General features: G+C 50.9%; 17 protein-coding genes and 2 tRNA genes. 10 read left to right on the top strand and 9 right to left on the bottom strand.

The annotated features are described in order from the left end of the window. Positions 1–217 precede the first annotated feature (217 nt). The 3 genes from AC0QH1_RS10600 to murA form a co-directional block, all read right to left on the bottom strand. Positions 218–299, bottom strand: a tRNA-Leu gene (locus AC0QH1_RS10600). Continuing rightward, positions 278–1,153, bottom strand: a complete 876-nt coding sequence (locus tag AC0QH1_RS10595) for a M48 family metallopeptidase (protein ID WP_324631055.1) — start codon at positions 1,151–1,153, stop codon at positions 278–280. Before AC0QH1_RS10595 ends, AC0QH1_RS10600 begins: the two co-directional genes overlap by 22 nt. A gap of 100 nt (positions 1,154–1,253) precedes the next feature. Then, on the bottom strand, positions 1,254–2,630 hold the full coding sequence (gene murA / locus AC0QH1_RS10590; RefSeq protein ID WP_324631056.1) for a UDP-N-acetylglucosamine 1-carboxyvinyltransferase: 1,377 nt from the start codon (positions 2,628–2,630) through the stop codon (positions 1,254–1,256). A 517-nt stretch (positions 2,631–3,147) separates the two neighbouring features. Between murA and AC0QH1_RS10585 the strand changes: the two genes are divergently transcribed. Together AC0QH1_RS10585 and AC0QH1_RS10580 are read left to right on the top strand one after the other, a co-directional pair. Beyond that, positions 3,148–3,231 (top strand) — tRNA-Leu (locus AC0QH1_RS10585). Positions 3,232–3,252: 21 nt separating this feature from the next. Next, on the top strand, positions 3,253–4,071 hold the full coding sequence (locus tag AC0QH1_RS10580) for a TrmH family RNA methyltransferase (protein WP_442957302.1): 819 nt from the start codon (positions 3,253–3,255) through the stop codon (positions 4,069–4,071). A 32-nt stretch (positions 4,072–4,103) separates the two neighbouring features. Here the strand turns inward: AC0QH1_RS10580 and AC0QH1_RS10575 are convergent, their stop codons facing one another. The 3 genes from AC0QH1_RS10575 to AC0QH1_RS10565 all read right to left on the bottom strand — a co-directional run bounded on the left by AC0QH1_RS10575 (position 4,104) and on the right by AC0QH1_RS10565 (position 7,137). Next, positions 4,104–4,379: a hypothetical protein gene (locus AC0QH1_RS10575; protein ID WP_324631053.1), complete on the bottom strand. Its 276-nt coding sequence runs from the start codon at positions 4,377–4,379 to the stop codon at positions 4,104–4,106. Between the two features lie 339 nt (positions 4,380–4,718). After that, on the bottom strand, positions 4,719–5,702 hold the full coding sequence (gene msrP, locus AC0QH1_RS10570; RefSeq protein ID WP_324631052.1) for a protein-methionine-sulfoxide reductase catalytic subunit MsrP: 984 nt from the start codon (positions 5,700–5,702) through the stop codon (positions 4,719–4,721). Positions 5,703–6,012: 310 nt separating this feature from the next. Beyond that, positions 6,013–7,137 carry a calcium-binding protein gene (locus AC0QH1_RS10565; RefSeq protein WP_324631051.1) on the bottom strand — a complete coding sequence of 375 codons (1,125 nt, stop codon included), beginning with the start codon at positions 7,135–7,137 and terminating at the stop codon, positions 6,013–6,015. A 424-nt stretch (positions 7,138–7,561) separates the two neighbouring features. Between AC0QH1_RS10565 and AC0QH1_RS10560 the strand changes: the two genes are divergently transcribed. From AC0QH1_RS10560 to AC0QH1_RS10545, 4 genes are all read left to right on the top strand, one after another. Then, positions 7,562–8,437 carry a phosphatase PAP2 family protein gene (locus tag AC0QH1_RS10560; protein WP_324631050.1) on the top strand — a complete coding sequence of 292 codons (876 nt, stop codon included), beginning with the start codon at positions 7,562–7,564 and terminating at the stop codon, positions 8,435–8,437. A gap of 201 nt (positions 8,438–8,638) precedes the next feature. Beyond that, positions 8,639–9,535, top strand: coding sequence for a CHASE2 domain-containing protein (locus AC0QH1_RS10555; RefSeq protein ID WP_324631049.1), 897 nt, complete (start codon positions 8,639–8,641; stop codon positions 9,533–9,535). Beyond that, complete coding sequence (locus AC0QH1_RS10550; RefSeq protein ID WP_324631048.1) at positions 9,502–10,074, top strand: hypothetical protein; 573 nt, start codon at positions 9,502–9,504, stop codon at positions 10,072–10,074. The genes AC0QH1_RS10555 and AC0QH1_RS10550 overlap by 34 nt, the downstream gene beginning before the upstream one ends. A 24-nt stretch (positions 10,075–10,098) precedes the next feature. After that, positions 10,099–10,419, top strand: coding sequence for a hypothetical protein (locus AC0QH1_RS10545; RefSeq protein WP_324631047.1), 321 nt, complete (start codon positions 10,099–10,101; stop codon positions 10,417–10,419). A gap of 42 nt (positions 10,420–10,461) precedes the next feature. Here AC0QH1_RS10545 and AC0QH1_RS10540 read toward each other — a convergent pair whose 3' ends face one another. Then, complete coding sequence (locus AC0QH1_RS10540) at positions 10,462–11,862, bottom strand: cytochrome P450 (RefSeq protein WP_324631046.1); 1,401 nt, start codon at positions 11,860–11,862, stop codon at positions 10,462–10,464. A gap of 131 nt (positions 11,863–11,993) precedes the next feature. On the opposite strand from AC0QH1_RS10540, the gene AC0QH1_RS10535 reads away from it, so the two are divergent. Further along, positions 11,994–12,503 (top strand): DUF1648 domain-containing protein, encoded by a 510-nt coding sequence (locus AC0QH1_RS10535; RefSeq protein ID WP_324631045.1) that lies wholly within the window; start codon positions 11,994–11,996, stop codon positions 12,501–12,503. A gap of 93 nt (positions 12,504–12,596) precedes the next feature. On the opposite strand, the gene AC0QH1_RS10530 is transcribed toward AC0QH1_RS10535, so the two are convergent. Beyond that, on the bottom strand, positions 12,597–13,190 hold the full coding sequence (locus tag AC0QH1_RS10530) for a hypothetical protein (RefSeq protein ID WP_324631044.1): 594 nt from the start codon (positions 13,188–13,190) through the stop codon (positions 12,597–12,599). Positions 13,191–13,635: 445 nt separating this feature from the next. Between AC0QH1_RS10530 and AC0QH1_RS10525 the strand changes: the two genes are divergently transcribed. From AC0QH1_RS10525 to psbA, 3 genes are all read left to right on the top strand, one after another. Beyond that, positions 13,636–14,178 carry a hypothetical protein gene (locus AC0QH1_RS10525; protein WP_324631043.1) on the top strand — a complete coding sequence of 181 codons (543 nt, stop codon included), beginning with the start codon at positions 13,636–13,638 and terminating at the stop codon, positions 14,176–14,178. Positions 14,179–14,516: 338 nt separating this feature from the next. After that, a complete protein-coding gene (locus AC0QH1_RS10520) occupies positions 14,517–16,946 on the top strand; it encodes a VIT domain-containing protein (RefSeq protein ID WP_324631042.1) in 2,430 nt (809 codons plus the stop codon). A 430-nt stretch (positions 16,947–17,376) separates the two neighbouring features. Further along, positions 17,377–18,459, top strand: coding sequence for a photosystem II q(b) protein (psbA, locus tag AC0QH1_RS10515; RefSeq protein WP_324631041.1), 1,083 nt, complete (start codon positions 17,377–17,379; stop codon positions 18,457–18,459). 326 nt (positions 18,460–18,785) lie between these two features. On the opposite strand, the gene AC0QH1_RS10510 is transcribed toward psbA, so the two are convergent. After that, positions 18,786–19,460, bottom strand: coding sequence for a DUF2834 domain-containing protein (locus AC0QH1_RS10510; protein WP_324631040.1), 675 nt, complete (start codon positions 19,458–19,460; stop codon positions 18,786–18,788). Between the last annotated feature and the right edge of the window lie 88 nt (positions 19,461–19,548).

Below are 19,548 nucleotides of genomic sequence, written 5' to 3'. Positions count from 1 at the left end.
TGCGGGGGACCGGGGGTCAGTCGCTCGGCTTATATCCCCACGGATAAATCCGGGGGCTTTACGCCGATTCTCGGTAATGTTTGGGTGATTATTTAGCTATATAACCATAATAGCAAGAGCAAGGGGTTATTGTCAAAGTCTCTGGTGGTGGAAGCATGCAAAAAAATTTGGGTTCTAGGGATGTGACCTAGAACCCGAGGGTTATGTATTTAGGGAGTGGGCGAGGCGAGACTCGAACTCGCAAGACCGAAGCCGCCACATTTTGAGTGTGGTGCGTCTACCAATTTCGCCACTCGCCCTTTTGTTTGGTTCCCTCATTATAACACAGTTTTCCGTTTTGCAACAAAGATTCATAATTTTTGCTGCTGGACCAGCGATCGATTTCGCGGGCGCGGAGAACGGGGAGGGGATGGGTAAGCTGACCGGTTTGAGCTTCCTTGAGCAGGATCCCCAATTCCGTGTTGCTGCTTTCATCGTAAGCGCGAGCTTGTTCGAGAAATGCATCCAGATTCAGTTTAGGAGCCAAGGTGGGGGAGCCACCGGCGAGCTTCATCAGTACGGAGGAGACCACTTGGGGGTCTTGAGTGGCTAATAAAGCGGCGCGATCGCAGGTAAACTCAGCACAGCGAACCCATTGCAAGATTTGGTTTTGCAGAGTTTGGGCGATCGCGGCTCCCAGAGGAGACAGTTGTCCCGCCGCCAAGACAATCAAATTCGCCAGAGTCAAATAAACCCCATGCTCGCATTTGAGATGTCCCAGCTCATGGCCGATGACCGCCTGAATTTCGGCTGGTGTCAGCAACTCGATCAGGGAAGTATGCAGCACCACAAATGGCTTTTTCCCGCGCATGGCAAAGGTGTAAGCATTGGGCACCGGATGTTGGCGGACGTAGAGCTGGGGTGGCTCCAAATCCAATACCTGACAGGCTTCGACGAGCAGATCGTGCAGATGAGGGAGCTGACGATCGCTCACCAGAACGCTAGAAGCAATATTATCCAGATAAAAAAACTGCTCGCCAACCGATCCGAGCAACTGGCGCACGATTAAATCGAGACCCGGGAGTTGCTTCAACGAATTGGTTGCTTCTAGATCCAGCGGATGACGAAAGCTATTTGCCTTCAAACCAATCAGAGAGATTTTTGACGAAGCCATGCCAGTTAAGAATTACGGACGGACAACCATAGACGAGAAATCCGATTCGCACAAAGAGGGAAAAAACCTCTTTACCACAATCTCATTCTCGTCACACTCCTTATTTTAATGCGGATTTTGCGGATTGGAGAGCCGTGGCATCTTTTTCCATCCCTGCGGTAGCAGGTTCGCGCTGAATTTTAGCTCCGAGTTGCTGGAGTTTGAGGTCGAGTTTTTCATACCCGCGATCGAGATGATGCACTCCTTGAAGCGTCGTTTTGCCTTCGGCGGCTAAAGCAGCCAACACCAATGCGGCGGAAGCTCTTAAATCCGTAGCCAACACCGGTGCGCCGGAGAGGGTCGGCACGCCCCGGACGATCGCCACATTGCCTTTCACGCGAATATTTGCACCCATACGATTCAACTCTGCCACATGGCGCAGACGATTTTCAAACACCGTTTCGCGGATGGCGCTATCCCCGTCACTGAGGGTGAGCAAAGCCATAAACTGAGCCTGCATATCCGTGGGAAAACCGGGATACGGCAAAGTTTCGATATCCGTGGGCTTAATCGTATCCCCCGGAATAATTCGCAGACCATTTGACCCTTCTGGGATAATCTGGGCACCGACTTCGCGCAGCTTGGAAATCACCGGGATCAGATGCTCGCTGACTACGGGAAACAGGGAGAATTGCGATCGCGTAATCGCCCCTGCGACTAAAAACGTGCCGGCTTCAATGCGATCGGGAATAATCTCGTAGTCTGCCGATCCCAGGCGAGGCACACCTTCGATGACAATGGTTTTCGTGCCTGCACCCCGAATTCGAGCGCCGAGTGCATTACAGAAATTCGCCAAATCCACCACTTCTGGCTCTTGCGCCACATTTTGCAGGGTGGTTTCTCCTTGGGCTAAGGTCGCCGCCATCATCAGGGTTTCGGTGGCTCCCACGCTGGGATAGTCCAAATAAAATTTGGCTCCTTTCAGTCGCCGGCTGTTTCCGGGCACGTATGCGCGAACCATGCCATGTTCGATTTGTACGTTAGCTCCGAGGGCCTGCAGTCCCCGGACGTGAATATCTACCGGTCGCGCCCCGATCGCGCATCCGCCTGGGAGGGGCACGTGCGCTTCTCCCAACCGCGCCAGCAATGGCCCGATCGCGAAGAAACTCGCCCGCAGTTGGCTGACCAACTCGTAGGGCGCTTCCGATTTGTCCAGATGGCGACCATTAATCTCTAAATTGTCCCCATCCCATTTAATTTTCAAACCGAGGGCCGAGAGCAGTTGACCCATGCGCTTCACATCCGCCAAGGACGGAACGTTTCGCAAACGGCATTCGTCCGGACAAAGCAGGGCACCGGCCATCAATACTAAGGCCGCATTTTTCGCCCCACTAATTTTTACCTTTCCCTGCAAGGGATGGCGTCCCCAAATCTGCAGCACGGATGGATCGGCTTCCGGCGAAGCTTTTTTTTCGAGCGAACCAAGAGAGGCAGTAATAGCTGTATCCTCCAGAATCTATGTGTTGTTGTACACTTTCGATTTTGGTTTTGATTCTACAGGAAAGATCTTCAATGTCTAGATTTCTACCTAAAAATTTTGAATTTTGTAACCTCAGATACCTTTAAAATCTAGGGTTTGGGGTTCACAACCCCGGTTAAGCAAAGGTTTTTTCGCTCTGGCGGAATTTTCGGCGGATTCTCAGGGAATTTCCCCCCTGTTCCGTTCCCCCGGTGAGTCGATCGCCACAGTAAATGACGGTACGGAACGCCAGCAGATAGCCCCCCTAAAGTTCCCGAACCCAATCGCGATCGCCGCTGATTTTGCGGAAATTTTCGGTAGCTTTCCCGAGGAGGCGTGGCGGCTCCATGCTCCTGGTGACAAGGGGTGCAGCCGCTTCTTCCCCCGCGCCAATCCGGCCCGAACCGAGTGCTAAAAAAAAATTTTCCCTCAGGGGGTTGACATCGCCAAACTTTTAAGGCAAGATAATAAATCGGAGTGCAAAACCAGTTGATACGCGGAACTGGCGGAATTGGTAGACGCGCTAGATTCAGGTTCTAGTGTCTGCAAAGACTTCCGGGTTCAAGTCCCGGGTTCCGCATTTTTAACCCTCTCTATTCTGATGCTCACCAGTGTTCGGAACCCTTTAGTCAAGCAGATGCGAAAATTGCAATCTGCGAAGGAGCGTCGCCGACAGCAGTTATTCTTACTGGAAGGGACGCACCTGCTAGAGTCAGCCTGCGCGGTGAATTATCCCTTAGAAACCGTTTGCTGTACCCCGGAATGGCGGGAACGGCATGGTGAACTGTGGGATCGGGCGTCGCAATTGGCGGTGCGAACTGAAACGGTGAGCGTTGCTGCCCTCGAGGCGATCGCCACTACAGTGAATCCAGATGGGGTGGTAGCCACGGCAAAACGCAAGGCTGTGGATCGCGACGGTGCGATCGCCCCGTCTGGGTTGAGTCTCGCGGTGGAAACCTTGCAAGACCCAGGCAATCTGGGCACCATCATTCGCACGGCGGCGGCGGCGGGGGCCTCGGGGTTGTACCTGAGTGCCGATAGTGTGGATGCAGATCATCCGAAAGTTTTGCGATCGTCCGCCGGACAGTGGTTCCGCTTGCCGATCGCTGTCAGCACTGATTTGAAGGCGCAGATAACGCGATCGCAGCAGCTTGGAGTGCAGGTCATCGCCACGGCGGCGGATGCACCCGTGACCTACTGGGACGTAGATTACCGTCGCCCAACCCTGATTTTACTGGGCAATGAAGGCGCGGGTTTGTCTGCGGAATTACTCGCGGCTGCCGATCGCCGGGTGAGCATTCCCCTCCATGCGGGAGTGGAATCCCTAAATGTGGCGATCGCCGCTGCTTTGATTCTCTATGAAGCTCGCCGACAAAACAGTATTACCGATAACAGTTTGCCCGACTTCAAGCCACATTAAAACCCACGAATCCGACCAAATTTCTCCGCCTTCTACGGCTCGATTTCTTCATCTGCTGACCGGGTATCTTGCTGTTGAGAGCTTTTCAAAAATTCATCGATGTCCGCCGCCGCCTGTTCTAATTCTTGCAGGCTGAAACCTTCCGTTTTTTTCGGCGGCGATGAGTTTCGCGACTTGGAACGTCTGCCATCCTGAGATTGAGATGCTCTGGGTTCGTCAATCGATTCCAAGCTTTCTTCAAACTTGTTTAGGGAATCCATAAATGCCTTTCGTGCCGCCTCACGTTGCTCGCGCTGAGGGTTTGTCATCAGGAAAACTCCTTTTATTAACTATCAACAACCCGCGTCTGCTTGCGATCGCGGGAGATGGGCAACTCTCAATTCTATTAAGCCCGGTTTCCACTGCAGAAGCATCCCTCTTCTTAAAAATCTGGCCGATCGAGCAACACCCACCGGGGTGCATGTAAAGCGCTCAACTGCCGGATGATTTATCTTGTTTTCACTAAAAAACTTGACCGGTGAACGGTTCTGGGGGTTCCATCCCCTGAGCTGAGTTTATCGATTTTTGCAAAAAATTGCTATTTTTGGATTCCCTTTTCCAGGGGCGATCGCCCTGAAAATCGGCGATCGCTCTTTCTTCCATAGCGCTCAAGTCTGGTACAACTGCGCCACATATTCCCCATACCCGTTGTACGGGAGGGTGGGTTTGCGTTCCCATGACATCGCAGGACCGTCACCCACTACCCGTTCTGTGGCTTGGGACCAGCGCGGGTGGGGCTTAGTCGGATTGACATTTGCCTCGAAACCATATTCTTTGGGCACCAGGGTGTTCCAAAAAGTGGCCGGCTGTCGGTCAAGAAATTCTATTTTTACGATCGACTTAGCGCCCTTAAACCCGTATTTCCAGGGAATCACCATGCGAATCGGTGCCCCATGTTGTTTCGGGAGGGTGCGCCCGTAAATGCCGGTGGCAAAAAATGCCTGGTCATTGGCCATTTCCTCAATTCGCAACCCTTCGACGTAGGGCCAGGGCAAGGATCCTAAGTGGAACCCCGGTCCGGTGGTAATTTGCGGATCGTAAAATGAGGTGAAGCGAACGAATTTCGCCGCCGAGGTGGGTTCCACATCTTCGATCAGCCTTTTCATCGGAAATCCAATCCAAGGCACCACCATCGACCAAGCTTCTACGCATCGGAACCGATAGATGCGCTCTTCGAGGGGAAATTTTTTCTGGATTTCGTCAATATCGTAGGTGCGCGGATTTTTGACTAATCCGCCAATTTCCACTTTCCAATTTTCGGTGGGCAAACTTTGGGCGTTTCGCCAGATCGATTTGGTACCGCCGAATTCGTAAAAGTTATTGTATCGGGAGGCAAAGATTTGTTTGGTAACGGGTCGATCGACTTGGGCAAAATTGGGATTGCGGGGGATATCGGGCAGGGGAACGGTATTTTTTATCAGTTCGCTTTTCGTCTGGCTTTGGTTTTGACACCCGAGAATCGGAAGAACCGTGGCACCGATCCCGGCGGCGATCGCGCTTTTCAAAAAACGTCTGCGGTTGAGAAAGGCAGTTTCGGAGGTCACCTCCCGTTCGGGGAGTTCCCAGGATTTTAGAATGCGGATGAGTACCATGAGCTATGTTAGTGGATTGGCCTGCACAACAGATCGCGAATTGAACATTAAAGCTTAGAGAAAAGTATATCGCAAATTTAGGCATTCTCAATTTTGGCTGCGATTTATGCTGGAGTGCGAGTTTTTAGCTTGCTATTGCCCAAGGCGAGGTCAGCCGATCGCACTCCCCTGTCAATTTTATGCAGGATTGACGGGACTAAATGTAAAGACGCTTACATTTTGCTGTCGTACAAAATGCAAGCGTCCGATTCCCAATGACTCGAGCGATCGCCTGGGGTGGTTTCCCCGGGCGATCGGCGAGGCTATTTTATCACCCAATGGTGTCAATGGCAATATCGGCCAAATTGACTAACTGAATGGATCGATCGATATTCAATTGGGACACATCCACATCCATCACCACTCCCAAGATGCGATCGCTCGAATCGAGAATAGCAGTATCGCCCATCCCATCTCCATTCAAGTCTACAGCGCCGAGAGAGATTTGGTTAATATCTTCAACATGGGCGAGTTTGATGGTATCGCCTTCCCCTGCATTAAAGTCAAGAATGCGATCGGCAGTGGCGGCATTTTCATCGGCAATATCGCCGCGTAATACAAAATCATCCGCCTCTGTGCCACCAGAGAGGAAGTCCGAACCGACATCACCGATGAGGATATCTCTCCCGGCGTCGCCATACAACATATCATTTCCTTGACCACCTCGCACGATATCGTCTCCCATTCCTCCTTGACAAGTATCGTCGCCGAGATTGCCATTGAGGATGTCGTTTCCGTTGCCACCCTCGAGGCGATCGTTATTTTTGCCGCCGCGCAGGTAATCATCGCCATCGAGACCGAGTAAGGTATCGTTGCCTTGATTGCCATTGGCAACATCTACGCCATTGGTGCCGAGAACGCGATCGTCCCCCTGGAAGGCACGCAGTCCCCCTTCCCAGTTTATATCTTCTAGGGCCATTTCGATCGAGTTATTGGCCGCATCGGCATCCACAAAGCGACCCTCTAGACCCCCGGTAGCGGCGCGATCGACGAGCTGAGAAAACTGGTTGAATAAGTTCTCGTTCTCAATTAAATTGGTGTTGATGAAATCCGCTACATCCTGTGCGGAAAAGCGCTGGTTGATGTCGGTACTGTTGATGAAGTCGCTCACTTCGGTTTTAACCGAATTCACCAAATCGCTAACATCACTATCCAGGTCGTTATTTTCGAGAAAGTTATTGACCGTGTTGATAAACTGGTTGCCGACATTCTGAATGTCGATATTTTCGATCGCCTCCTCAATTAGAGAACTTACCACAAATCCCGTCGGCCCGAGGGTAATGAATTTTGCGGTTTTAATCGCGATGTCTTGGGCGGTGGTTTCGCTGTCTTCATCTCCAACGCCGGGAATAAAGTCAAACAATCCGTCAGGAATAATATCGTCAAACCAACTCATAATCCTTGCTCCTTTGTGGGAGGTTACAGGTACAGTATAAAACAGAAAAATTTTCTCGGATCGGGATAGTTTTGCAGGGGCTTCGGTTTGGCGGGTTTAAGTAAAGGTGAAGTGCAGGGCGGATGAGGGGGAGTTTTTCTTTGCCGGAAGGGTAATGAGGTGGGAATGGAGGGAAAATCGCCTCGCGATGAGGCGATTCCATCTGTTTTCTGGTCTGAGGTAGAAAAGCAAAGAATCGGTCAAAGTTTCGGCAGATGGCTGGATTTTTTGCGCCTTTTATGGTAAGCGTCGTTTCTCCGGTGGGCGGGGTCGCTGGGCGGGATTGCAGGCGATCGCCTCCCGGAAAATTTCGAGCCAGCGGACGGCTTCATCCCCCCAGGGGGGTAGGAAACTGAGGAGTAAAAAGATTGACAAAAGGAAAGGATTGAAGCAGGATAAGAATCGCGAAGGTTTGGGTCAGGTTATGGCAGGAATTGAATGGATTCAGGCAGTATTTGGTGACGGTTGGTTGCCTTTTTTCCTCAGCGTCACCTATCTCGGTTCGGAGTATGCATATATTGGGTTGCTGACCCTTTTTTATTGGGTGGTAGACCCGCGCGTGGGTCGGCAATTGGGGTTGGTTTTGGGAGTGAGTTATACTTTTAATCAAATTTTGAAGCTTGCGATCGCGCTTCCGCGTCCTTTCGAGGTGAATCCGCAAGTGGTCTCCCCTGTGGCCAAGGCAACGATTGATAGTGCCTCGTTTCCCAGCGGTCACGCCCAAGGATCGGCCACTTTTTGGTTTTATTTGGCATGGCATTACCGCCGGATCGGGTTGTGGGGAGTGAGTGGGGCGATCGTGATTTTGGTGGCCCTGTCGCGGGTGTATTTGGGGGTTCACTATCCCCTGGATGCGATCGCTGGGGTGATTTTCGGGATGGCGATCGCCTGGGCGGGAAGCCGATGGTGGATTCCTCGCCGTCAGGGACTACTGGTTCCCACCCTCGTCTGTGTGGGGTCGTTTGTGCTGGCGGTTATGGTGCCAGATCTGGGACGTCCCCTGGGTGCAAGTGTGGGTTTTTTCCTCTCAGTTCCTCATTTTACCCCGCCTGCCACAGGGAAAGGAAAAGTGTTGTTCGCCGGGGGAGGGTTACTCTGTGTGGTGGCGTTGTATATTGTCTCCGATTGGCTGTTAGCGCTATTGCAGGAACCCGGATGGATGAATTTCTGGCGCTATTGTGGATTGGTGCTGTTTGCTACTGAAATTTGGCCGCGCGTTTTACCGGGAAAAGGTAACATGAGGGAGTCTATCCAGGAGTGAATGGGATGGGGTTCGTTTTGGGACTTTGAAACGAAGGGGGTTTTGCCAACAATCCACTGGAGAGGATATAATTTGGAGAAGTTTGGCGATCGCCGGATTACCGATAATTTTTGCTAAATTATCGCACGGGTACCGCTGAATTCGTACCCGGATCCTCGAGATATCCTCAACCCTTTTTCGTAATCATCCCAAGGCAACCTTATGTGGAAAAAACTCAAACATCAACTGGTCGGAGAATGGCGGTTCATTTGGTTCGCAGCGTCTTGTGTGGCTGTAGGGATTATCGCCCTGCGTTGGACCGGTGCGTTACAGCTATTAGAATGGTCGGCGCTGGATTTATTTTTTCGGATGCGTCCCCTAGAACCTAAGGAGGATCGCATCGTGATTGTGGGAGTTTCCGAGTCCGATCTTCAACAACTTGGACAATGGCCGATTTCTGATGCCATCATCGCCGAATTGCTCGAAAAGCTCAAACAACAGCAACCGCGAGGGATTGGTTTGGATATTTATCGCGATTTATCCGTAAGGGAGGTGAACAGCAGTCTGGTTCAGGTCTTTGAAACCACACCGAACTTAATCGGCGTGACCCTGGTGGGTGGGGATGAGAATCAGGGAGTTGAACCCAATCCCGTGTTAAGCGAACTGGGTCAAGTCGGGGCGATCGATATGATTTTAGATGCGGACGGTAAAATTCGTCGCGGGTTGCTGTTTGTCGAGAACCAAGCCGGGGAAATATTACCCACGTTAAGTTTGCGTTTGGCATTACTTTATCTGGAAAAAGAAGGAGTAATGCCTAAAAATGCAGCGGTGAATTCCGACTACATGCAGTTAAATGAAGCGGTGTTTGTGCGGATGAAGCCCAATGATGGGGGTTACATTCGCACCTCGAATCGCGGCTATCAAATTTTGATGAATTTTAAAAAGCTGCGCAATAGTTTTGAGATAGTGTCCCTGATGGATGTTTTGGAAAATCGAATTTCGCCGGATTTTGCCCGCGATCGCGTGGTATTAATTGGCTCCACAGCTAGCAGTTTGCAAGATTATTGGAAGACCCCTTACGATCCTTGGGACTTTATCACCGATCGCGTAAAACGTTAGAAGCGGTAGAAGTTGACCTGCAAACTCAACCGAATTACTCAATCAAAGCAACGGGATTGCGAAGTTTGGGAAATGCGTTGCGGGCGATTGGCGAGTTAGAAAAATCGGGGGAGTTACTGCAGCAAAGTTTAATTATAGCACAACAATTGCGGTTGATTTCGGCGATTGCGGCAGCAGAATTGAGTTTGGGAAATACGGCGAGAGCGATGGCACAACAGGCGATCGCCGTGAAAGACGAAGAAACGGCAAGCGCTGAAATTCAAGCGGCAATGGATGCCTATACAACAGCGGCGCAAGTGTCTCCTGCCCCGAGAATCCAGTTGCGATCGCAGCTCAATCAACTGAGTTTGCTCGTGGATACCCAGCAACTCAGGGAAGCGCAAGCGTTAATCCCGGCGATTCAAAAGCAACTGGATAAAATCCCCCTCAGTCGTCAATCGGTCAACGCGCGCATCAATCTGGCTCACAGTTTGATGAAATTATCTTTTCCTGGCGATTCATCATCGGCAATTTCCCCGGAAGAATCGGAAATTTCGTAGATTGCTACCGGATTGGCGATCGCGGTGCGAGAGGCAAAAACTTTAAATGACCCCCGGGCAGAATCCTATGCGTTAGGCAGTTTGGGAAGATTATACGAACTCGCCCACCAATCGAAAGAAGCGCAAACGCTCACCCAAGAAGCGCTGGCGATCGCGCAGGCGACAAATGCCGCAGATATCGCCTATCGCTGGCAATGGCAGTTAGGAAGAGTGCTGAAAGAACAAGGGAACAAAAAACAAGCGATCGCGGCTTATCCCGTTGCAGTAGAAACCCTGCAATCCCTTCGCAAAGATTTAGCTGCCATCAATCCCGATAACCCGGATATCCAGTTTTTTCTCACCTAACTCACCAGTAGGGTGGGCAACTCGTTGCCCACCTTAAGACTCCTACACCATCGCCGTTGCTGGGGATGTGAGTTTTTTCTCGGTTTTACCCAGGAACTTCATTTTTACCCCACCGCGAGGGGCGAGGGTGACACCCCGGCGTTCTGGTTTGACCGGATTGGGCTGTGCGAGGGCGAGTTCGTAGTGCGAGAGGATGGTGGCTAAACCCAATTTCATCTCGTACTGTGCCAGGGCCGCGCCGATACAGCGCCGCACTCCAGCGCCAAAGGGCAAAAATTCATAGGGCGAAAATTGTCGCTCTAAAAAGCGTTCTGGCTTGAATTTATCCGGTTGCGGGTATAAATCCTCTCGTTGGTGTAGCAGATGGATGCAACCCACCACGGCGGTTCCCGGTTCTAAGTCGTATCCCAACAGTTCCATCGGTTCGCACACCACCCGCGGAAAGGTTAACATGGCTACGGGATAAATTCGCAAGGTCTCGTTACACACGGCGGTGAGATAAGGCAGTCGGAAAATACTCATCGGATCCGGGTTTTCCTCCAGAGTCGCCAGTTCCGCGCGCAGTTTTTCCCCCACTTCTGGGTGATGGTGTACCCAGTATAGCGCCCAGGTCATGGCGGTGGCGGTGGTTTCGTGCCCCGCAAACAGCAAAGTGAGCAATTCATCGCGCAATTCTACATTGCTCATGGGATTGCCCGCTTCATCCCGCGCCGACATCAGCAAGGAGAGGATATCTTCGCGATCGCCGTCTGGATGTTGGCGGCGTTCTTCGATTTCTGCATAGAGCAGTTTTTCAACTTCTCGATAAAGCCGCTGAAAGTATCCCCAAGGACTCCACGACCCCAAATCAATTTGCAACCTCGGGAAAAACAGAAAACTCGATCGCAATGGGGAATTAAATAACTCCAATAAAGACTGAATCGCCTGCTTGATTTTTTGCGCCCGTTCTCCTTCATACAATCCAAACACGGCTTGTAAAATAATTTGTAGGGAAATCTCTTGCATGGCGAAACGCGCCACAAAGGTTTCCCCGGGGGCGAATTGACTCATCACTTTATCGCTCAAGTCGCAAATCAAATTGCCGTAGGCGCGCATCCGTTCCCCGTGAAAGGGAGGCATCAATAACTTGCGCTGATTCCGGTGGCGATCGCCCTCTAATAGAATCACCGAGTAATCTCCCACCAGGGGTTTTAAAATCCCGTTCATCTCCCCAGAGGCAAAAAACTCTTGGGTATCGTGGGTTAAAATGTACTTAATCGCTTGGGGGTTATTGACAAAAATGAGGTGGTTCCCAAATCCCACCACCTGGGCGGCGAACACCTCCGGATAATCTCGGCTGGCTGTTTCCATATAGCCTACCGGGTCTCTCACCCACTGTAGCTTTTGTAACAATTGCGGGGTCTGCGGACCGGGAACCTTCATCGGGAGTTTGGCTGTTACCATTGGCTTTTGCATCTAGCAGTCTCGGTTTATTGGTTATTATAATCATCTGGCGGGATTTAGGGAAGGATAGGAAAAAAAATCAGGGTGCTTGTCACTACATGGAATCGAGAAGAATTTTGGAGGAACCAACAATGCAGGATGAAACATCACCGGATTCGGCAGTTTTTACACCGCGATCGCCCGGGGGAATTGCCCGAGAAGTTGTGGCAATTCTCGGGTCTGTTTGCTGTATCGCGATCGCTACCTTTTATTGGACTCAACTGCCCGATTCAATTCCCATTCATTTTGGCATCACCGGCAAACCAGACCTCTGGGGAAATAAGCTACTAATTGTGCTTTTTCCCGCCCTGGCGGTGGTTATTTATCTCTGGATGACCGTAATCATGCGCTTTTCCCGCCAGTTTAATTATCCCGTGGCGATAACTGCAGAAAATGCGGCGAAACAATATCAGATTGCCCGAGACCTGTTGAGCTGGATGAAAACTGAAATTATCTGGATGTTTGCTTGGATTGAATGGCAGATGGTTCAGGTAGCTGTGGGGCGATCGCAGACCTTAGACATACTTGGGGTTTTTGCGTTTGTGTCGCTCATCTTGGGAACCACCGGCATTTACTTGTGGCAAGCTTATCGGAATCGATAAAAAAAGAAGAGGGACGGATTAATTCATGGTTTTTGTAGCGAAAAATTCTCTCGCAAAACCGTCCCTCACTCGAAAAAAAATTGTTAATTCGTTTTAGCTTCTAACTTCCTTTTTGGCCGGGGGGGCTTCATACACTCCCCACTCTTGAATTCCGCCTTTATGCAGCAGAATAGACTCGGCTTTTTCTATCTCTTCTACGCCGCCTTCGACCATAATCAAATATTCACCGCGCGCCACGCGATGTTCGTAAACTTTGGCGCGATCTTCGGGAACGCCCCACCCAATTAAACCACCAACTAAACCGCCGCCGACTGCGCCAATTGCACCGCCCGCAACAGCAGTGGCGAGAGCGTTTGCTGCAACGCTACCAAATGCTAACACTTGACCCGCGCCGGGAATCAATAAGGGGACAAAGGTGCTCAATCCCAGGGATTCGAGTGCGCCCACGATCGCGCCGCCAATTCCACCGGTCACCGCACCAGTTTTTGCCCCTTCATCGGCTTTATTTCCTTCCGGTTTGCTGGTATCGATGCCGGCGATTTCTCCTTGGCGATCGTCTTTCGCCACCACTGACACCCGATCCATTGGAAAGTCAGCATTTTTCAGTTCTCCCAGTGCATTTTCTGCCCCCTCTCGGGTGGGGAAAATACCCAGTGCGTGTTTGTTTCCATGCGTTCCTAAAGCCATGTTTTTATTCCTCTCAAATTATCGGCAATCCAACAGCACAAAATTCAACTCTCAGAGTAAAGTTTTTGCACTATTTTTTTCAGCATTGCAGATTGAAAAAATTCTTGCATCTATCAAAAGGAGGAAGTCATACCCCATTCGGCTGGCAAAAGTCTGCATGCAATTCGCCCGCCCCGGCGTAGGGTGCGAGGTTTCGCTTGGTGCTGTGTGTTTCCCTCACCATCCCCCATCCATCGCGTCAGTGGGGGGATGCAGCCAGGTCAATTCTGGGACAGCAGAGTGGGGCATTTTGTGGCTGAGGTGTTTTTGTTTGTCGCAACCCTTAGCTAATTCCTGCGAAAATTATAACTAATGACAGAATTACTTGGAGAAAGCAATGGGATACAATAGACAAAATTTAAACCTTCTCTAACTTGTTTATACTCACAATCAAAGGAGCGACTCGATGAATATCTATTTTCGCACAATTATTTCAGCAGTTGGTGCGGCCAGCCTCACGGTTTTGGCGGCCTGTCAGAACCAGGATGGTGTAGCGACTCCCCCCACGGAAGCGCCCCCCAATAATGACATAGAAAATCCCGGCGACACTCGACCCTCTCCCCCCTATCGCAGGGAGTCACCGAATCTGGATGAATTGCCCGATGGGACTTACTTTTATGGAGAAGTCGGTCAGCCACAAGAAGGGGGCGAAAATTACGTAATCTTTAATAAAAACGGTTTAACTTTGGTAGGAGTTAAATACACCTACCAAACCGGAAATATCAACTGCTTTAAAGGAGAGGCAAACGACGCGCAAATTACCGATGCGATGTTGGCACAAGCCAATGAGAATGCCTATGGAAATCCCAATGCACCGCGCTGGATTTTTTCCGACAATCAAACTATCAGTTTAAGGGGATACGAACCCCTAGAAACTGCTAATATTTCGCCGAGTACCAATGAGGAATTCGTCAACTGTCGGCAAATCGATTACCAGGCGAGACTGTAAAGCGGTCTTGGGGCGAGATTGCGACCCACTTTTACTGCTATCAAATGCAAGGGTGCTGCCATTGCAGAACCCTTGCATTTTAACGACGGGTAGGGTGGGTAACTCGTTGCCTACCCTACCCGTGGGGTATGCTGCGTCAGTCCTGAAAATTTTAAGAAATGAGAAGAGATTGGGGGCAAGTTTCAATGGGGGAGGAAGTAGCGAAAAGCGATCGCCCGATTCATTTTGCCCGAGGGATTCTGTGTTTGTTACAAAAAATGTAACTTCAACCCATTTCTGACAAAGCTGTGTCATCCTAGAACCATGAAACACTTACAGCGCTCTCAAACGCAGCAGCTATGAAGTTTCTCTATCTTTTCCCCGCTACTTTAGTCCTCGCTGGCACCCTCGGGGCGCTTGCGACTTGGAGTTGGGCGCAATCGCCGGATTCCACTGGCATTACAATATTATCTCAAGGCGGAAATATTCCCACCGCCGAGACTCCCAACTCTGCCGGCGGTTTGTATGTTTTATCTCCCGATGGAGAAAAGCAAGTTTTTCCGCTCCAACATACCAAGGTCAATGCTAGAATTGCTGGCAATTTGTCCCGGGTCGAAGTGACCCAAACCTTTGAAAACCCGTTTAACGATCCGTTAGAAGCCGTTTATGTCTTTCCCTTGCCCGATGAAGCGGCGGTGGATGACATGGAAATTGTTATCGGCGATCGCATCATTAAAGGGGATATTAAACAACGAGAAGAAGCGCAACGCATCTACGAAGAAGCCCGCCAACAAGGTCGAACTGCCGGACTCTTAGAACAAGAACGCGCGAACATTTTTACCCAATCTCTGGCCAATATCAAACCCGGAGAAGAAATTAAGGTAACGATTCGCTATACTGATAGTTTAAACTTTGAAGGTGGAAACTATGAATTCGTGTTTCCAATGGTGGTCGGTCCGCGCTATATTCCGGGTTCGCCCCGGGACAATAATGGCATGGTAAATACCGATCGCGTTCCCGATGCATCGCGCATCACGCCGCCGGTTTTGCCTCCGGGCACTCGATCCGGTCACGATATCGATGTCACGGTGGAAATTAATGCCGGCATGCCGATTTTTGACCTGCGATCGCCCTCCCATACTATCCGCCAATCTCAAACTGGAGAAACGGTTCGTATTTCTTTAGCCCCGGAAGACACCATTCCCAACAAAGATTTAATTTTGCGCTATCGCGTTTCCGACGATCGCACCCAAGCAACTGTGTTAACTCAAGGGGACGATCGCGGCGGACATTTTGCGGTGTATCTGATTCCCGCTTTGGAGTACGAAACCAATGAAATCGTCCCCAAAGATGTGGTCTTTTTAATGGATACCTCTGGGTCTCAATCTGGCGATCCGTTGCTCAAATCCAAAGAATTGATGCGCCGTTTTATTAACGGTCTCAATCCCGACGATACCTTTACGATTATTGACTTTTCCAATCGCGCCACGGCCCTGTCACCGCAACCTTTATCCAATACGGTACAAAATCGGCGACGGGCCATGAATTATATCGACGATCTCGATGCCAATGGCGGCACTGAATTGCTGAATGGCATTCAAACGGTGCTGAATTTTCCCCCTACAGAAGGGGGACGGTTGCGGAGTATCGTTTTGCTGACCGATGGTTATATTGGCAATGAAAATGAAGTGATTGCTGAGGTGCAAAGACAGTTAAAACCGGGCAATCGACTCTACAGTTTTGGGGTGGGGAGTTCGGTGAATCGCTTTTTACTCGATCGCCTCGCTGAAGTGGGACGCGGCACTTCCCAAGTGATTCGCCAAGACGAACCAACGGCGGAAGTTGCCGAACGTTTTTTCCGCCAAATTAACAATCCGGTGCTGACGAATATTGAAGTAGAATGGGAAGGAAGCGGCGCACCGGCAGAGGTTTATCCGTCGGTTGCACCGGATCTGTTTGCCCAACAACCGTTGGTGGTATTCGGACGCAAAGCCGATCGCGCCCGAGGTCAGTTACGGGTTACGGGAATGACGGCAAATGGCGATCGCTACGAACAACTGTTCCGCATGGCATTTGACGAGGGCGGCAATCCGGCGATCGCACAACTCTGGGCGCGCCAGCGCATTAAAGATTTGATGGGTCAAATGTATGGCGGCGAAACCAAATCCGGCGTGGATGCCGTTACCGATACCGCTCTGGCTTATCGCTTGTTATCTCCCTATACCGCATTTGTGGCAGTGAGCGAGGAAGTGCGAGTAGACCCGGATGGCACGACGCGCCGCGTCCAGGTGCCGGTGGAATTGCCGGAAGGAGTGAGTTATGAGGGAGTGTTTGGTCCGCAAGAAGAGGCCGATATGCTGATGTCTTCCGGGGCTAACATGTACCCAGGGGCACCCCCAAATCCCCAGGCCGGTGCGCCCTTACCTCGTCGTGCCAGTGGCGGTACCCGAGGGATGCCGTCGATGCCAAACTACGAGAGTTCGGAAGAACCCGCCCCAGTGGCCAGCGATCGCATTGAAGTGCTACAGGTGGAAGGGGTGGATTCAGCCGCGATCGAGGATCTGCGCGATCGGCTCGATCGGATCTCTTTGCCTGAAAATACCAGCGGCGAAGTGGTCTGGGAATTAATCGTGCGCGATGGAAATGTAGTGCGAGTCCTGTACGACGATATCCGCTCTACCCTGAGCGAAAGCACCGTACTCGACCCCATGCGCGAAATCTTGGTTGCCGCACAATTCCCCGCTTCTGTCTCTGGCACGATTCGCATCACGTTGCGCGTCAAACCCTAAGCTATAGGTGAGAATCGACTCGTAGGGTGGGCACTGCCCACCTTTCCGTAGAAAGATAAAAAGCGGGCGATTGAAATCGCGCCTAGACAAGCTAAGTCTGCCTACGCGGACTAATCCGTTTTGTGAAGGGAATTGCATTCTAAAAATTCCAATATTGCTTTTTCTTAATTGCAGATTGATTACATAAAAACTGAGGAAACCAAAATCCTAGCGGCTGCAGGTCGGCTGGGTTTTGCGGAGGTGGCCAAATAAAATTACGCCCCAAACCCCTTGTGGGACAAGGATTTTGGTGAAATTTGCAAAAAATTTACTAAATCCCTTGACAAGTCCATAGCTTTACAGTTATAAATAAATTGACGGCGGCGGACAGCATTGCTGCTTCCTCCCCGTCTTTATCACTCACGCAGATATCGAAGGAGTTGTTCGTTTAATGACAACCACTTTTGCCCAATCGCAAAACAACAACCTCTGGGATCGATTTTGTAACTGGGTTACCAGTACCGAAAACCGCCTATACATCGGCTGGTTTGGCGTGCTGATGATTCCCACCATTTTAACTGCAGCCATCGTTTTTATTCTGGCGATCGTTGCTGCACCTCCGGTAGACCTGGATGGCATTCGCGAACCAGTTTCCGGCTCGTTGCTGTATGGCAACAATATTATGACCGCCACGGTGGTGCCTTCTTCCGCCGCGATCGGCTTGCACTTATACCCCCTTTGGGAAGCCGCTTCTCTGGATGAATGGCTCTATAACGGTGGCCCTTACGAACTCATCGTTCTGCACTTTTTAATTGGTATCTACGCTTATCTGGGTCGCGAATGGGAACTGAGCTATCGCTTGGGAATGCGCCCCTGGATTCCGGTGGCGTTCTCCGCCCCCGTCGCCGCCGCCACTGCGGTACTGTTAATCTACCCCATCGGTCAAGGAAGCTTTTCCGACGGCTTGATGCTGGGTGTGTCCGGTACCTTCAACTTTATGATCGTGTTCCAAGCGGAACATAATATCCTGATGCACCCCTTCCATATGCTTGGTGTGGCTGGTGTATTCGGCGGTGCCCTGTTTAGCGCCATGCACGGAAGTCTCGTCACCTCTTCCTTGGTGCGCGAAACCTCGGAAGTGGAATCCACCAACGTCGGGTATAAATTCGGTCAAGAAGAAGAAACCTACAATATCGTTGCGGCTCACGGTTACTTTGGACGCCTGATTTTCCAATACGCTTCCTTTAACAACAGCCGCTCTTTGCACTTCTTCCTCGCCGCTTGGCCGGTGGTGGGTATCTGGTTCACCTCCTTGGGAATTTCCACGATGGCGTTTAACCTGAATGGGTTCAACTTCAACCAGTCGATCGTGGACGCTCAAGGACATGCGATCGGGACTTGGGCTGACGTGCTCAACCGCGCTAACTTGGGGATTGAAGTGATTCACGAGCGCAACGCTCACAACTTCCCGCTGGATTTGGCGGCGAGTGATGTGGAGCCGATCGCGCTCACTGCTCCGGCGATTAACGGTTAAATCGCCCTGAATCCCAACAGCTTGTGTCTCTACTCATAAAGTCCGACCGATCGCGGAAGCTATCGGTCGGTTTTTTTATAGGTAGGCGGTGTCCCGCTTACAAGGTCGGTTGAAGTGAGGTAATTCAGGAAGGTGGGCGGTGCCCACCCTACTTCGCTTTGTTTAGGAGAGCGATCGGGCATTTTTATTGATTGTGTATTGCGGTCAATGCATTGTTTTATATTTTGGTGGAAAAATCGGAAGGTGGGCACCGCCAAATTGAAGGGTGTGTAAGATACATGCAACGAAAATGGCGGTGCCCACCCTACAAAGTGATAAAAAGTAGATTACCGAGACACAGAAGGTTCCATCTGGATGGGTTGGTCTTTCTCGGCGAGGGGGGGACGGAAGGTCAAGTAAAGCACCGGGCCGAGGAGGGGAAGCAAGGAAACGAACCAGAAAATGGTGGAATTGTCAAGTCCCCGACGCTGCATGTCATCCCCTAGCAAGGCGGGGAAGAGCAAGCACAGCAGGCAAAAATCCAAACTCATCACGTGGATGAATCGGCTGGTTTGCCACTGCTGTAGGAAATCGGCCCACTCGCCCTGAGTTAGGCCATAGCCCAATAATACCAAGGTTCCCACGGCGAGGAAGGCACCGGTCCACCGGGAGTCGAGGAGTTTCAGCAAGCGGTTTTTTTCGCCGGAAAATCCGGGGGCGGGTTCTCGCAGGGCCAGATAAGGTAATAGGGCAAATGCGCCGACGCCAAATGAGAAAAGGACAAAGGGCCATGCGGGAATTTTCTGGTTTCTGCCATCGAAAAATAGGACACAGCTATAAACCATCGGCCAAATTCCCATTACATTAAACAGGGAAATAATCAAGGGATTGATGCCTTCCCACTCACCGGTGGAGAGATTTTGAATCAAGCGAAAGGTATCGGGGCGATCGGGCGGGGCAAATCCAAAGGCATAAATTAATAGTCCCACCCATAAGAGGGCAAATCCAATTTTTCTGAGCATGAGCTTGGTGGAAATCGACGATTAGTTTAAGGGTATTATAAGGTCATTACAGAGAGAAATTCCGGGGAATATTGCCGAGTTTCGACTC

This window comes from Phormidium sp. CCY1219, from assembly GCF_055795085.1.
The sequence above is the reverse complement of the archived record's forward strand: the minus strand, read 5'-3'. Positions and strand labels throughout refer to the sequence as shown.

Bases quoted from the DNA above. Each gene is read 5' to 3' on its own strand.
- psbA (WP_324631041.1), top strand. From the start codon at position 17,377: ATGACAACCACTTTTGCCCAATCGCAAAACAACAACCTCTGGGATCGA.
- AC0QH1_RS10535 (WP_324631045.1), top strand. From the start codon at position 11,994: ATGCAGGATGAAACATCACCGGATTCGGCAGTTTTTACACCGCGATCG.
- AC0QH1_RS10530 (WP_324631044.1), bottom strand. From the start codon at position 13,190: ATGGCTTTAGGAACGCATGGAAACAAACACGCACTGGGTATTTTCCCC.
- AC0QH1_RS10565 (WP_324631051.1), bottom strand. From the start codon at position 7,137: ATGAGTTGGTTTGACGATATTATTCCTGACGGATTGTTTGACTTTATT.
- AC0QH1_RS10510 (WP_324631040.1), bottom strand. From the start codon at position 19,460: ATGCTCAGAAAAATTGGATTTGCCCTCTTATGGGTGGGACTATTAATT.
- AC0QH1_RS10580 (WP_442957302.1), top strand. From the start codon at position 3,253: ATGCTCACCAGTGTTCGGAACCCTTTAGTCAAGCAGATGCGAAAATTG.
- AC0QH1_RS10555 (WP_324631049.1), top strand. From the start codon at position 8,639: ATGTGGAAAAAACTCAAACATCAACTGGTCGGAGAATGGCGGTTCATT.
- AC0QH1_RS10525 (WP_324631043.1), top strand. From the start codon at position 13,636: ATGAATATCTATTTTCGCACAATTATTTCAGCAGTTGGTGCGGCCAGC.
- msrP (WP_324631052.1), bottom strand. From the start codon at position 5,702: ATGGTACTCATCCGCATTCTAAAATCCTGGGAACTCCCCGAACGGGAG.
- AC0QH1_RS10540 (WP_324631046.1), bottom strand. From the start codon at position 11,862: ATGGTAACAGCCAAACTCCCGATGAAGGTTCCCGGTCCGCAGACCCCG.
- AC0QH1_RS10520 (WP_324631042.1), top strand. From the start codon at position 14,517: ATGAAGTTTCTCTATCTTTTCCCCGCTACTTTAGTCCTCGCTGGCACC.
- AC0QH1_RS10595 (WP_324631055.1), bottom strand. From the start codon at position 1,153: ATGGCTTCGTCAAAAATCTCTCTGATTGGTTTGAAGGCAAATAGCTTT.
- AC0QH1_RS10575 (WP_324631053.1), bottom strand. From the start codon at position 4,379: ATGACAAACCCTCAGCGCGAGCAACGTGAGGCGGCACGAAAGGCATTT.